At 68.0% G+C, this 13323-nt stretch carries 14 protein-coding genes; 1 reads left to right on the plus strand and 13 read right to left on the minus strand.

Annotated elements, in window-relative coordinates:
* The 3 genes from ACYVI5_RS08825 to recO are packed head-to-tail and all read right to left on the minus strand — an operon-like array spanning nucleotide 1 to nucleotide 2269.
* Nucleotides 1–690: a DsbA family oxidoreductase gene (locus tag ACYVI5_RS08825; protein ID WP_460579871.1), complete on the minus strand. Its 690-nt coding sequence runs from the start codon at nucleotides 688–690 to the stop codon at nucleotides 1–3.
* Between the two features lie 29 nt (nucleotides 691–719).
* Nucleotides 720–1529 carry an undecaprenyl diphosphate synthase family protein gene (locus tag ACYVI5_RS08830; RefSeq protein ID WP_460579872.1) on the minus strand — a complete coding sequence of 270 codons (810 nt, stop codon included), beginning with the start codon at nucleotides 1527–1529 and terminating at the stop codon, nucleotides 720–722.
* Complete coding sequence (recO, locus tag ACYVI5_RS08835; RefSeq protein ID WP_460579873.1) at nucleotides 1526–2269, minus strand: DNA repair protein RecO; 744 nt, start codon at nucleotides 2267–2269, stop codon at nucleotides 1526–1528. The genes ACYVI5_RS08830 and recO overlap by 4 nt, the downstream gene beginning before the upstream one ends.
* Nucleotides 2270–2337: 68 nt before the next feature.
* Here recO and ACYVI5_RS08840 point away from each other — a divergent pair, with 68 nt between their 5' ends.
* Nucleotides 2338–3045, plus strand: a complete 708-nt coding sequence (locus ACYVI5_RS08840; RefSeq protein WP_460579874.1) for a trimeric intracellular cation channel family protein — start codon at nucleotides 2338–2340, stop codon at nucleotides 3043–3045.
* Nucleotides 3046–3047: 2 nt separating this feature from the next.
* On the opposite strand, the gene ACYVI5_RS08845 is transcribed toward ACYVI5_RS08840, so the two are convergent.
* From ACYVI5_RS08845 to ybeY, 10 genes are all read right to left on the minus strand, one after another.
* Nucleotides 3048–3878: a phosphotransferase gene (locus ACYVI5_RS08845; RefSeq protein WP_460579875.1), complete on the minus strand. Its 831-nt coding sequence runs from the start codon at nucleotides 3876–3878 to the stop codon at nucleotides 3048–3050.
* A gap of 19 nt (nucleotides 3879–3897) precedes the next feature.
* A complete protein-coding gene (gene leuA, locus ACYVI5_RS08850) occupies nucleotides 3898–5664 on the minus strand; it encodes a 2-isopropylmalate synthase (RefSeq protein ID WP_460579876.1) in 1767 nt (588 codons plus the stop codon).
* A 177-nt stretch (nucleotides 5665–5841) separates the two neighbouring features.
* Nucleotides 5842–6720: a fumarylacetoacetate hydrolase family protein gene (locus tag ACYVI5_RS08855; protein WP_460579877.1), complete on the minus strand. Its 879-nt coding sequence runs from the start codon at nucleotides 6718–6720 to the stop codon at nucleotides 5842–5844.
* A gap of 119 nt (nucleotides 6721–6839) precedes the next feature.
* Entirely contained in the window at nucleotides 6840–7595 is a 756-nt protein-coding gene (locus ACYVI5_RS08860; RefSeq protein WP_460579878.1) for an alpha/beta fold hydrolase, read from the minus strand.
* Nucleotides 7596–7677: 82 nt separating this feature from the next.
* Nucleotides 7678–8439 (minus strand): ABC transporter ATP-binding protein, encoded by a 762-nt coding sequence (locus ACYVI5_RS08865; RefSeq protein ID WP_460579879.1) that lies wholly within the window; start codon nucleotides 8437–8439, stop codon nucleotides 7678–7680.
* A gap of 93 nt (nucleotides 8440–8532) precedes the next feature.
* On the minus strand, nucleotides 8533–9189 hold the full coding sequence (locus ACYVI5_RS08870; protein ID WP_460579880.1) for a transcriptional regulator: 657 nt from the start codon (nucleotides 9187–9189) through the stop codon (nucleotides 8533–8535).
* Complete coding sequence (locus tag ACYVI5_RS08875; protein ID WP_460579881.1) at nucleotides 9186–10394, minus strand: sensor histidine kinase; 1209 nt, start codon at nucleotides 10392–10394, stop codon at nucleotides 9186–9188. Before ACYVI5_RS08875 ends, ACYVI5_RS08870 begins: the two co-directional genes overlap by 4 nt.
* 102 nt (nucleotides 10395–10496) lie before the next feature.
* Nucleotides 10497–11438, minus strand: a complete 942-nt coding sequence (gene era / locus ACYVI5_RS08880) for a GTPase Era (RefSeq protein WP_460579882.1) — start codon at nucleotides 11436–11438, stop codon at nucleotides 10497–10499.
* Entirely contained in the window at nucleotides 11435–12817 is a 1383-nt protein-coding gene (locus ACYVI5_RS08885) for a hemolysin family protein (RefSeq protein WP_460580570.1), read from the minus strand. Before ACYVI5_RS08885 ends, era begins: the two co-directional genes overlap by 4 nt.
* A gap of 11 nt (nucleotides 12818–12828) precedes the next feature.
* Nucleotides 12829–13290 carry an rRNA maturation RNAse YbeY gene (ybeY, locus tag ACYVI5_RS08890; protein ID WP_460579883.1) on the minus strand — a complete coding sequence of 154 codons (462 nt, stop codon included), beginning with the start codon at nucleotides 13288–13290 and terminating at the stop codon, nucleotides 12829–12831.
* Nucleotides 13291–13323: the final 33 nt, after the last annotated feature.

Consider the following 13323-nt stretch of genomic DNA (forward strand, 5'->3'; position numbering starts at 1 on the left):
TCATGCCGACACCGCCTCCGACTCGTCGGCCTGGTCGCGCTCGTTCCACACCTGCTCCAGCACCTGCGCGAACGTCGCCGCCTCCTGGGCGCCAGAGACACCGTACTTGCCGTCGATGACGAAGAACGGCACGCCGGAGATGCCATACTCCTGCGCCGTCGCCTGGTCCTCGCGCACCGCGGAGAGATAGTCGCCGTGCTCGAGCGCGGCACGCGCATCCTCGCCGTCAAGTCCTATCTCGGACGCGTAGCCGGCGAGATCGTCGATGCGGCCGACGTGCCCGCCCTCGACGAAGTACGCCTTCAGCAGACGCTCTTTCATCTCGGCCTGCTTGCCGTGCGCCTTGGCGTAGTGGATGAGCTCGTGGGCCTTGACCGTGTTGGTGTGCTGCATGGCGGCGAAGTCGTAGTCGAGCCCGACCTGCGCAGCGATACCGCTCACGCGCTCCAGCATCTGTGACGCCTGCTCCGGGCTGATCCCCTTGTGCTGGGCGAGGTAGTCCGCCTCGTTGCCCTCGAAGTCGACCGGCGTGTCTGGTGAGAGTTCGAACGAGTGATACTCGACCTCGACGCCGCGGCCGTCGCCGGCGCCGGCGAACAAGCCGGACCCTGCCTCGAACTTACGTTTGCCGATGTAGCACCACGGGCACGCCACGTCGGACCAGATGTCAACCTTGATGGGATCGCTCACGTGCAGGTGCAACTGGCAGCGGGCGGCCGCTATTCCGCAGCGGTGGGCACGTCCACCGCTCCGCCGAAGCGGCGGTTGCGCGCCGCGTACAACTCGATCGCGCGCCACAGGTCCTGTCGTGTGAAGTCCGGCCACAGCGTGTCGAGGAACACCATCTCTGCGTACGCGCTCTGCCACAGCATGAAGTTGCTCGTGCGCTGCTCGCCTGAACTGCGCACGAACAGGTCGACATCGGGCAGCTCCGGCGCATACAGGTGACGCTGGATCGTCTTCTCGGTGACGGCGGAAGGACGCATCCTGCCCGCAGCGACCTCGTCGGCGATGCTGCGCACGGCATCCGCGATCTCGGTGCGGCCGCCGTAGTTGACGCACATCGTGAGCGTGAGCACGTCGTTGCCTGCCGTGAGTCGCTCAGCGAACTGGAGCTCCTTGATGACGGATGTCCACAGCCGCGGCTTCCTGCCAGCCCACCGCACGCGCACGCCCCACTCGTTCAGCTGATCGCGTCGCCGGTGCAGCACCTCACGGTTGAACCCCATCAGGAACCGCACCTCGTCGGGCGAACGCCGCCAGTTCTCCGTGGAGAACGCGTACACGCTCAGCTGCTTCACTCCGATCTGGATGGCGCCGGCGACGACGTCGAGCAGCGACGCCTCCCCCGCCTTGTGGCCCTCGATGCGGGTGAGGCCCTGCCGGTTCGCCCAGCGGCCGTTGCCGTCCATGACGAGCGCAACGTGCCCCGGTACGGCGGATGCCGGCAACCGCGGCGGGTACTCGCCCGTCCAATCCACGGGGCGGTAGGCGACAGCATCCTGGTGCGTGTACGGCTTCGGAGTCACGCCGTCTCCCCTGCAACTGCCCTGGAGACATGCGGAAGCGACCGTAGACCGCGCTCCAGATGCCACTGCGTGTAGGCGGAGACGATGCCGCTCGCCTTGGCGCGAGTGCCGGCATCTGTGGACTCCGCCGCCGCCCATTCACCCCTCATGAGCGCGGCCAGCAGGTCGATGACGACGCGGCCGACGCGCGGCGCCCCCGGCGGAGCACAGTCGTCGCAGACCACGCCGCCCAGCTGCACGACGACGCTGGTGTGCTCCCCCGGCCTGCCGCACCGCGCGCACGCGTCGAAGCTCGGCGCCCATCCGGCCAACGACAGCGCCCGCAGCAGGTAGGAGTCGAGCGTGAGCGACGCGTCGTGCTCGTGCCGCGACAACGACCGCAGCGCACCGACGAGCAGCAGGTACTGCTGCGGCGATCCCTCCGACTCGGTCAGCCGGTCGGCCGTCTCGACCATGGCGTTCGCCGCGGTGAAGCTCGAGTAGTCTCCGGCGATCTCTGCACCGTATGCGCCGAGCGACTCCGCCTGGTTCACGATGTCGAGGCTGCGTCCCTCGTAGAGCTGCACGTCGGCGACCATGAACGGCTCGAGGCGCGCACCGAACTTCGAGGCCGTGCGACGAACCCCCTTGGCGACAGCACGCACCTTGCCGTGAGCCCTGGTCAGCATCGTGACGATGCGGTCGGCCTCGCCCAGCTTGTGGGTGCGTAGCACGACGGCTTCATCACGGTAGGTGGGCACCGGTCCATTATCGCCGCGGCGCTCGTGCACGGTGCGAACGCCCGCCGTCGCTGACGAAGAATAGTGGTGTGACCGAGTCCGCCTTCGTCATCCCGCTCTGGGCGGATCTGACCGCCGTCGCACTCGGCGGCATCCAGGGCGCGCTGTTCGCTTCGGGATTCCGCGGACAGCGCCGGCTGGACCTGCTCGGGGTGGCCGTGATCGGAACCGTGGTGGGCCTCGGCGGCGGCCTCATCCGAGACCTGCTGCTCGTCGTGCGGCCCGCAATGCTGTCGAACGATTGGTATCTCATCACGGTCATCGCCGCGTCTCTGCTGGGGATGCTGCTGGCGGGTCCGCTGCGCAGGGTGAACGCGCTGATCGTGGTGCTCGATGCGCTCGTGATCGGCATGTTCGGCGCGTTCGGCACGGCAAAGGCCCTGGGGCTCGGCGTTCCGGTCGTTCCCGCCGTCTTCGTCGGCGTGTTCGCGGCAGTGGGCGGCAGCGTGCTGCGGGACGTGATCATGGGCCTGCCGGTGGCGATCATGCACGTCGGGTCGCTCTACGCCGTCGCCGCAGCGGCCGGATGCGTGCTGCTCGTCGTGCTGCACGCGTTCGGCGTCGGCCTTTTCGTCGCCGGTGTCGCCGGATTCGCGCTCACCGCGGTGATCCGCATTCTGGCCGTCGTGTTCGACCTGTCGCTTCCGGAGCAACGGATGCTCTACCGCCGCAAAGTGGCCGCGGAGACCTCCGCGATCCCGATCGTGAAGCCAGACAAGGGCAGCTCCGCCGGCTGAGCTCAGGTGGCGTCCCACAGCGCCCGATAGAACGCGATCCGCTCCTCGTCGGGCTCCACCCCGTACGCCTCGTAGTACAGGCGGTCATAGCCGGGGCCGTAGTTCCACTCGGTGCTCCACGCGCCGATCGCGATGTCGGCCCAGCGGTCTGCGATGCCCATCCGGCCCAGATCGATATGACCGGCGACCGAACCGTCGCCGTTCAACAGCGTGTTGGGAGCGCATGCGTCGCCGTGGCAGACCACAAGCGTGTCGACGGCCGGGGCGTCTCCCAGCCGCTCGAGGGCGGCCGCACGCTCCGGGATGCCAGACATCCGGCCCCGCTGAACGCGCTCGCCGACCGACCAGTCGAACGGGCATCCGGCCACTGGCAGGGCTTCGTGCAGAGCGCGCAGTCCCTCGCCCAGCGCAATGACCGCCGTTCGCGGCTCGGAGCGCCACCGATCCGTGACCGCGTTCGTGCCCGGCAACGCGCGCGTGACGAGCACCTCGCCGTCCTGGTCGGAGGAATAGCCGACGACCTCGGGAACGCGCGTGTGTGCCGCCGCCCACTGCAGACGTTCCGCCTCTGCGGCCAAGTCGAGTTCAGCCCTGCTCCCGGGCGGCGCCCACTTCGCGAACACGCGGTCGCCGTCGGCCCGGCCCCGCACCGTGACGCCGCCCACCTCGTTGACCCACACGACGGCGTCGATGCCGTTCCCGAGCCGCCTTCTGAGCGGCTCGGGAACGGCGAACGACGCATCCGGTTCGCTCGCAAGGGAACGCGCGCCGTGCGACCCGGCCGGCACACCGCTGTCGGGCGCGACCGCGCCGGGAAGACCAGGACTCAGCATCGAGCAGGATGTGGTGCGATCAGGCCGAGGTCAGCTGAGGCTCGGTCACGCCGTCGTCGACGCGCACGGCACGGTTGACGGCCGACACGATAGCTTTCAGCGACGCCGAGACGGTGTCCGAGTCGATGCCGACTCCCCACAGCCGCCGCTCGCCGACCTGCAACTCGACATAGGAGGCGGCCTGGGCGTCGCCGCCCTCCGACATGGTGTGCTCCACGTAGTCGTAGAGAGACACCTGGATGCCGCGTGCGGCCAGCAGCGCGAGGAACGCGTCGATCGGGCCGTTACCGGCCGCCTCGGTCCACTCCACGTCGTGGCCGTCGCGCAGCTTCACCCGAAGTGAGAGGGTGCCCGACTCGTCCTTCGCCGTCGCCGTGGACTGCACCTCGAAGCGGCCCCACTTCGCCGTCTCGTCGACGCTCGGCAGGTACTCGTCGCTGAAGATGCGCCAGAGCTGGTCGCTCGTGACCTCGCCGCCCTCGGCATCCGTCTTCGCCTGCACCACCCCGGAGAACTCGATCTGCAGTTTGCGAGGCAGGTCGAGCGCGTGATCGTTCTTCAGCAGATAGGCAACTCCGCCCTTGCCGGACTGCGAGTTGACGCGGATGACCGCCTCGTAGCTGCGACCCAGATCTTTGGGGTCCACCGGCAGGTAAGGCACTGCCCACACGAGGTCGTCGATCTCGACTCCCTGCTCCGCGGCGTTCGCGGCCATCGCCTCGAAGCCCTTCTTGATGGCGTCCTGGTGCGAACCGCTGAAGGCGGTGAACACCAGGTCGCCCACCCACGGGTGCCGCTCGTTCACGGGAAGCTGGTTGCAGTACTCCACCGTGTGCTTGATGCCGTCGATGTCGCTGAAGTCGATCTGCGGGTCGATGCCCTGGGTGAACAGGTTCACGCCGAGCGCAACGATGTCGACGTTGCCCGTGCGCTCGCCGTTGCCGAACAGGCATCCCTCGATGCGGTCGGCGCCGGCCAGGTAACCCAGCTCGGCGGCAGCGATCGCTGTGCCACGGTCGTTGTGCGGGTGCAGCGACAGAATGACGTTCTCGCGGTGGTTCAGGTGCCGGGACATCCACTCGATCGAGTCCGCGTACACGTTCGGGGTCGCCATCTCCACCGTCGCCGGCAGATTGATGATCACATTGCGCTCCGGCGTGGGCTCGAACACCTCGAGCACCTGGTTGCAGATGTCGGCGGCGAAATCGAGCTCGGTGCCGGTGTAGCTCTCCGGCGAGTACTCGTAGTAGATCGTCGTACCGGGAACCGTCGACTCGAGCTCTTTGCACTTACGGGCCCCGCGCAGGGCGATGTCGACGATGCCCCGCTGGTCGGTGCGGAACACCACGGCACGTTGCAGAACGCTCGTGGAGTTGTACAGGTGCACGATGGCCTGCTTGGCGCCCCGGATGGCCTCGTACGTACGCTCGATGAGGTGGTCACGGGCCTGCGTCAGCACCTGGATAGTCACGTCGTCGGGGATGGCTCCGGTCTCGATCAGGCTGCGAACGAAGTCGAAGTCCGTCTGGCTGGCGCTCGGAAAACCGACCTCGATCTCCTTGTAGCCCATGCGCACCAGAAGGTCGAACATGATGCGCTTGCGCTCGGGGCTCATGGGATCGATCAAGGCCTGGTTGCCGTCGCGGAGGTCGACGGCGCACCACCGTGGTGCCTTGGTGATGCGGGCATCCGGCCAGGTGCGGTCGGGAAGCTCGACACGGATCTGCTCGTGAAACGGCCGATACTTGTGGATCGGCATTGCAGACGGCTGCTGGGTGTTCTGCATGGTCTTCTCTTCTTCTCGTTCTCGCGAAACTTGTTCAGCCGACGACGAACTCCGCGACGAGGGAGGCCGAGAGACTAGGCCTCGTCGCGGCAGCTAAGAAGGAGCATGCCGAAGCGCACGAGATCAGGGTACACCCGTCGCCCAGGCGTTCCGTCACCGCGGCATCCGGGCGGCCTGTCAGATCTGCCGAGTGCTCGCTGCCACAAAACGCTGACGGATGCTTCCCAGTCCCTCGATCTCGCTCGTCACGCTCTGTCCCGGCTCCAGGTACACACGGGGGCTACGCCCGAGGCCGACGCCCTCGGGGGTGCCGGTGAAGATCACGTCTCCCGGCAGCAGCTCGACGAGCGCGGAGAGGCGGGCGATGAGCGACGGCACGGAGAAGATCATGTCGCTCGTGCGTCCGTTCTGCAAAACCTCGGTCCCGCCGTCGGCGCGGGTGAGCGTGCATCCGATCGAAAGGTCGGATCGGTCCGCAATCGTCGCCAGTTCGTCCAACGTGACGACGGCCGGACCGATCGGGGCGAAACCCTTCAGGGATTTGCCGATCGAGAACTGCGCGGGCGCACCCCAGAATTGCACGGTGCGGTCGCTGATGTCCTGGCCGATGGTGAGGCCGGCGACGTGGCTCCAGGCGTCCTCCTCGCGGATGTCGCGACCACCCTCGCCGATCACGGCCACCAGCTCGACCTCCCAGTCGACGGTGTCGCTGGTGAGTTCGACGTCGACGTCGGCCCCGGTGAAGCTCGAGACGAACTTCGTGAACACCATGGGATTCTCCGGGATGTTCAGTCCGGACTCTCCCGCGTGGCTCGCGTAGTTCAGCCCGATCGCGAACACCTGCGGCGGCCGCGGAACGGCCGGCCCGAGGTCGCGAGCCACGAAGGGGGCACCGGCTGAGGCATCCTGCGCGCCTGCCCACTGCACGAACTCGCGCCAGCGGTCGTACACGGTCTGCGGATCCGACGAGAAGCGTCCTTCGCTGGCCTGCTCCACGTCGAGGGCGCGGTCATCGGAGAGGAGCACGAGTCGTCCGGAGAGGTTGGCGATGCGCACAGCTACCTGCTTTCGGTGCAATACGGAGTGAGAATCTGCGACAGAGCCGGAGGAAACATCCGACCAATCGAGCGTAGCGGAACTCTGTCTGGGCGTTCCCGCTGGGAGGCTCAATCGCGTCAGCGAACGAGGAAGTCGCGCATGGCGATCCCGAGCGCCGGATCGGTGACCGCGCTCATGTGGTTGCCCGGGATCTCGACGAACCTCGCCAGCGGCATGGCATCGGCCAGTTCGGGACCGGAACCGTGCCCGCGGTCATCCTCGCCCATGACGACCAGTGTCGGAGTGGCGATGCCGGCGAGCTCCTCCATCGTTGCTCCCACCGAGGTCTCGAGCACGAGACGCAACGGCACCGGGTCGCCTCCGGTGGTATGCATGAAGGCCTCCGAGCGCCACTCCTCGGTGCCCCTCTCGTGCGTTCCAAGGCCGTCGAAGACGCGAGCGAAGAACTGGTTGCGCTTCTCCACCTCGGTGATGCCGCCGAGACCCATGCCCGCGACTATCGCGCGACGGGGCTGGGCGCCGCGCACGAGCATCCGCACCGTCGTGCGCGCCCCGAGCGAGTAACCGCCCAGGTCGTACTCGGTGAGCCCGAGCTGTTCGATAAGGCCGAAAGCATCGTCCGCGAGCACGTCACGCGGATAGTGCTGCGGATCGTGAGCCTTGTCGCTGTCGCCGTGTGCGCGCAGATCGGGCATGATCACCCGGAAGCCGGAGTCGGCCAGCAGCTTCGCGTGTCCGTAGCGAATCCAGTTCACGTAGGCCGTGGAGAAGAATCCGTGGATCAAGACCACGGGGCGACCGTCGCCGAGCTCGCGATAGGCGAGGGCTGCGCCGTCGCGTCCTCGGTAGCGGTTCACGGGCAGATCGGGCATGCGCGGCATCCCTCCAGCCTACGGATGCCTGACCGCCTGCTGCGCTATGAGGCGAACGCTCGGCTGCCGGTGTCACCGGCGGTCATCGCACCGCCTCAGCGGACAGCATGAGCTCCGCCACGTCGGACGCGGCCATTCGCGGCCCATCGTGCACGATGCGGCCGTCGGCGAGCATGATGATGCGATCCGCGTGGCTTGCGGCGACCGGATCGTGGGTCACCATGGCGACGCTCTGCCCATAGCCGGCGGATGCCTCGGCCAGCAGCGCGAGCACCTCCCGTCCCGTACGGGAGTCGAGGTTGCCGGTCGGTTCGTCGGCGAAGATCACCTCGGGCCGTGTCGCGAGCGCCCTGGCGATGGCCACCCGCTGCTGCTGGCCGCCGGAGAGCTCGTACGGGCGGTGCGCCGTGCGGGCTGCGAGGCCGAGCGCGCCGATCAGCTGATCGATCCAGCCGAGTTCCTCGGCACTCGGCCTCCTCCCGTCGAGTTCGAACGGAAGCAGGATGTTCGCGCGCACGTCGAGCACCGGCACGAGGTTGAACGACTGGAACACGAACCCCGCCGAGCGACGGCGGACTCGAGTGAGCTCGCGGTCGCCGAGCGCGGTCAGTTCCCGGTCGCCCAGCCACGCACGCCCGCTCGTCGGGCCGTCGAGCCCTGCCATCACGTGCATCAGAGTCGACTTGCCCGAACCGCTTGCACCGATCACGGCGGTGAACTCGCCGCGGCGGATGCCGACGGAAACGTCGTCCAGAGCGGTCACGGCACTGCTTCCCGTGCCGTAGGTCTTCGTGAGGCCTGCGACGCGCGCGGCAAGCCCGAGGTCCGAAGGAGAGATCTGCATACCTTCGACGCTACGGATGACCCCTGGCGTCATCGTCGGCCGAGCGGGCCATTCCGATGCGACCTCAGGATGACCCGCACCGTTGCCGTCGGTCTACTCCACGAGGCCGTTCTCGTAGGCGTACGCGACCAGCTGCACGCGATCGCGCAGCCCGAGCTTGGTCAGCACGCGCGAGATGTGCGTCTTCACGGTCGCCTCGGAGAGGTACTCGCGCTCGGCGATCTCGCCGTTGCTCAGAGCCCGCGCGGCGAGATCGAAGATCTGCCGTTCCCGAGTGGTCAGCGTCTGCAGCTCGGCAGGAACCCGCTTCTGAACGCGCGTCGTGAACTGCTCGAGCAGCCTGCGGGTGGCTGACGCCGCGATGACGGCGTTGCCGGCATGCACGGTGCGGATGGCGGCGAGCAAAAACTCGGGGTCGGCATCCTTCAGCACGAATCCGCTCGCGCCGGCCTGGATGGCCCTCGCCGCACTCTCGTCGACGTCGAAGGTCGTGAGCACGAGCACACGCGGCGTCGCGCCGGTGTTTCGGGCGACGATCTGCGCTGTGGCGGCGACGCCGTCGAGCTCCGGCATCCGCACGTCCATCAGGATGACGTCGGGTCGCTCACGCGTCGCCAGCTCGACCGCCTCTCGTCCGTTCGCGGCTTCTCCGGCGAACTCGAGGTCGGCTTGCGACTGGACGAGCATGCGCACGCCGGCCCGGAACAGCGCCTGGTCGTCGACGAGTGCCACTCGGATGCGATCGGTCACTCTGCAGCCTCTCCTCGGGGCGCCACCGTGGTCGGCAGCATCGCGAACACTTCGTACATCCCTGCCGTGTCGGGCGCGGGTCCAGCGGACACCGTGCCACCCGCCAGTGCTGCTCGCTCGCGCATGCCGGGAAGGCCGTGCCCCGCCGATCGTACGGCGTCGACGGGGGCTGTTCCGGCGGGAACGCTCACCACAGCATTGCGCACGCGCAGATACAGGGCTTGCGGCTCCCAGAGCAGCTCGACGCTCACCGCTCGCGCGGGGTCGCCATGTCGAAGCGCATTCGTCAGCGCCTCCTGCAGGATGCGGTACGCGGCGAGTCCGGTCCCTTGCAGCAGCGGAACGGGGGTGCCGCTCGTGGACTCGGCGATCCTCAGCCCCGCACCCCGCATGCCGGCGATCAGCGCAGGCAGGTCGTCGAGCGAGGGCTGCGGGCCATCGGGCACTTCCTGCCGCAATTGGGTGAGCAGCAGACGCACCTCGGTGAGCGCGGATCGCGCGGTCGCCGAGATCGTGCCGAGGGCATCCGACTGCACTTCCGGACTGGTCGCCCCCGCGTAGCGTGCACCATCGGCTTGTGCGATCACCACGGCCAGGGAGTGAGCGACGACGTCGTGCATGTCCCTGGCGATGCGTGTGCGCTCCTGCTCGATCGCGGACTCGTACGCGGCACGCTGAGCGGCGACGGCCGCCTGCACTTTCGCCTCCCGCGACTGGCGCACCGTGCGGGCCAGCAGCCCCAGAGTCCAGCTCAGCACGAACAACGTGAGCATGCCGATGCCGAGGGCGATCAGCGTCACGAGGGTGTGCGTCGGGGACCCGACCGGGTTGAAGTACTGGTCGCGTGACGACAGCGACAGATACACCGCGGCGATAGCACCGCCCGCGATCGAGGATCCGAGCCCGATGAGCCGCACGGTGCGGGAACCGTAGGATGCCGATGCGTAGGCGACGCCGAGCACGGCGGCATCCGCAGGGGTGACGGCCATGAGCACCGCGATCTGCAGCAGCGCGCCCGCCCAGGCTCCGATTACCGCCAGTGCAGGGCTGAGCCGGCGCACCGCGAGAGCGCCGCAGAGCAGCAGGGCGACGACGGGTCCCGCGATGACCGACTCGGCTGTGGCGCTCCAGATCACGAACAGCAGCAGCACGCTCGCGACGACGATGTCGACGATGAGCTGTGTGCGGCTGATGGATCGGATCACCCGTCAACGGTACTGGCGGCGACCGCACGCCCGATGCCGATCCCGGCCGGAATCATCCTCGAGGCGGATGCGCGTGCATCCGATCGACGGAGGCCATCCGGTTCAGAATCCGAGACGACCGAGCTGCTTCGGGTCGCGCTGCCACTCCTTGGCCACCTTCACCCGCAGCGAGAGGAAGACCTTTCCCCCCACCAGCGGCTCGATCTGAGCCCGCGCGGTCTCGCCGATGGTTCGCAGCCGCGAACCGCCCTTGCCGATCACGATGGCCTTCTGGCTGTCGCGCTCCACGAACAGGTTCGCGTAGATCTCGGTGAGCGGCTTGTCGTCGCGCTCCACGATGTCGTCGATCGTCACCGCGAGTGAGTGCGGAAGCTCGTCTCGCACATCTTCGAGCACTGCCTCGCGGATGTACTCGGCAATCCTGTCCTGCAGCTGTTCATCGGTGATCGTGTCATCCGGGTACAGCTGGGGCGAGACGGGCAGAAGCCGGATCAGCTCCTCGACGAGGATGTCGAGCTGGTCATTGCGCACCGCAGAGAGCGGGATGATCGTATCCCACTCGCGCAGGCTCGACACGGCAAGCAGCTGGTCGGCGACTGCGGCCTTGGATGCCGCGTCCGTCTTGGTGACGATCGCCACCTTCTTGGCGCGCGGGAAGTCGTCGAGCCGCTCGTTGATGAAGCGGTCGCCCGGCCCGACCTTCTCGTCGGCGGGCACGCAGAACCCGATCGCGTCGACGTCGCCGAGCGTCGACTGCACGAGCGAGTTCAGGCGCTCTCCGAGCAGCGTGCGCGGGCGGTGGATGCCCGGGGTGTCGACGACGATGAGCTGACCGTGCGGCCGGTTCACGATCCCGCGGATCGCCCGCCGTGTCGTCTGCGGCTTGGAGCTCGTGATGGCCACCTTCTCGCCCACGAGCGCGTTCATCAGGGTCGACTTGCCCACGTTCGGGCGCCCGACGAACGAGACGAATCCTGCCCGGTACGGCTGGTCGTGCTCGGCCGGATCGTCCTTGGGCTCGTGGGTGCGCTTCGCGCGGCTCATTCGTTGTTTCCTCTCGCCCGCCCCGCCGGCTGTGCCGGAACGGGGCCCGTTCGCTCACGCCCGTCGTCGGAGCGACCTCGTGTCGGCGCCGCTTCGATCGCACCGCCGGATGCCTCGGCGATGCCGAACAGGGCGGCGTCGCGTTCCGCCAGCACCGTGCTGATCCGGCGCCTCCGACCCTCCGCTCGGTCCGCCGTCAGCCGCAGCCCGCCGATGGTGGCCACCGACCCTTCTACCGGCAAGCGCCCCAGCGCCTTGGCCAGCAACCCGCCAACTGAATCCACGTCGTCGTCATCGAGCTCGATGCCGAACAGGTCGCCGAGCTCGTCGACCGGCAGCCGTGCGCTGACCCGGAACCTGTCCTCCCCGAGCGGTTCCACGAGCGGCACGTCGTGGTCGTACTCGTCGGAGATGTCGCCAACCAGCTCCTCGATCAGGTCCTCCAGGGTGACGAGGCCGGCGATGCCGCCGTATTCGTCGACAACCATCGCGAGGTGGTTCGACTCCAGCTGCATCTGCCGCAGCAGGGCATCCACCTTCTTCGACTCCGGCACGAACAGCGCTGGGCGGGCGAGAGCGCCGATGGTGGCGACGTCCACGTCGAGCGGCCGCTCGTACGCCTCCTGCGCCAGGTCGCGCAGGTACAGGATGCCGGACACCTCGTCGACGTCGTCGCCCACAACCGGCATGCGCGACACGCCCTTCGCGAGGAACAGGCTCATCGCGGCCGAGACGGTGGCGTCGGCATCCACGGTCACCATGTCGGTGCGAGGGATCATCACCTCGCGCACGAACGTCTCGTTGAACTCGAAGATGGAATGGATGAGCTCCCGGTCGTCCTCCTCGAGCACATCGAGGTCGGCGGCCTCGTCCACGATGCTGAGCAGTTGTTCCTCGTTGGCGACCGCCGCCGATCTCGCCCGAGACGGAGTCACCCGGTTGCCGAGTTCGACGAGTCCACGGGCGATCGGGCCGATCAGAACCCGGATGCCGTGCACGAGCGGAGCCGTCGCGACGAGCAGTCCCTTCGCGTGCGCGCGACCGACGCTGCGCGGACTGGTGCCGACGAGCACGAACGACGCTCCCGTCATGAGCGCGGCGGAGAGGATGAGTGTGAGCCACCACTGCGAGAACACGCTCGCGAACGCGAGGGTGACGAGCACGGCGGCCGTCGTCTCGGCGACGATGCGGGAGAAGCTCACCGCGTTCAGGTGCGCTCCCGGATCGGTGGAGATCGCCTCCAGCGACCGACGGAAGCGCGACGTCTGCGCCAGCTCCGCGACATCTGCACGTGACTGCACCGAGATGGCCGCATCGACGGCCGCCATAAGACCGCCGAACGCCACCAGCAGCAGCGCGATGACGAAGAACAGAGCGATCACGTGAGCGCCTATCGTCGTCGTTCGGCGACCGCGAACCCCACGAGCACGTCGCGCTGGATGGCGAACATCTCGCGCTCCTCATCCGGCTCCGCGTGGTCGAATCCGAGCAGATGAAGGATGCCGTGCGCGGTGAGCAGCTTCAGCTCGTCCATCAGCCCATGCCCAGCAGCTTCGGCCTGAGCGCCCGCCACCTGCGGGCAGAGCACGACGTCGCCGAGCAGCCCCGCCGGCGTCGGCTCGTCTTCGGTGCCCGGCCGCAACTCGTCCATGGGAAAGCTCAAGACATCCGTGGGCCCAGGCTCATCCATCCACTGCACGTGCAGCTGCTCCATGGCCGCCTCGTCGACGAGAAGGATCGCCAGCTCCGCCTCGGTCGACACGTGCATCATGTCGAGCGCGTAGGCGGCGAGGCGCTGCAGCGCCGCCTCGTCGACCTCGATGGCCGATTCGTTGTTGACTTCGATGCTCACGGGGGTCCTCTTCGCGTGTCTTGGCTTCGGCTG

The sequence above is a fragment of the Humibacter ginsengisoli genome (genome assembly GCF_054780095.1).

What these genes read in the sequence shown, in the direction of transcription:
- ACYVI5_RS08845 (WP_460579875.1), bottom strand. Translation starts at nt 3,878, where the DNA reads ATGCTGAGTCCTGGTCTTCCCGGCGCGGTCGCGCCCGACAGCGGTGTG.
- leuA (WP_460579876.1), bottom strand. Translation starts at nt 5,664, where the DNA reads ATGCAGAACACCCAGCAGCCGTCTGCAATGCCGATCCACAAGTATCGG.
- ACYVI5_RS08860 (WP_460579878.1), bottom strand. Translation starts at nt 7,595, where the DNA reads ATGCCCGATCTGCCCGTGAACCGCTACCGAGGACGCGACGGCGCAGCC.
- ACYVI5_RS08865 (WP_460579879.1), bottom strand. Translation starts at nt 8,439, where the DNA reads ATGCAGATCTCTCCTTCGGACCTCGGGCTTGCCGCGCGCGTCGCAGGC.
- era (WP_460579882.1), bottom strand. Translation starts at nt 11,438, where the DNA reads ATGAGCCGCGCGAAGCGCACCCACGAGCCCAAGGACGATCCGGCCGAG.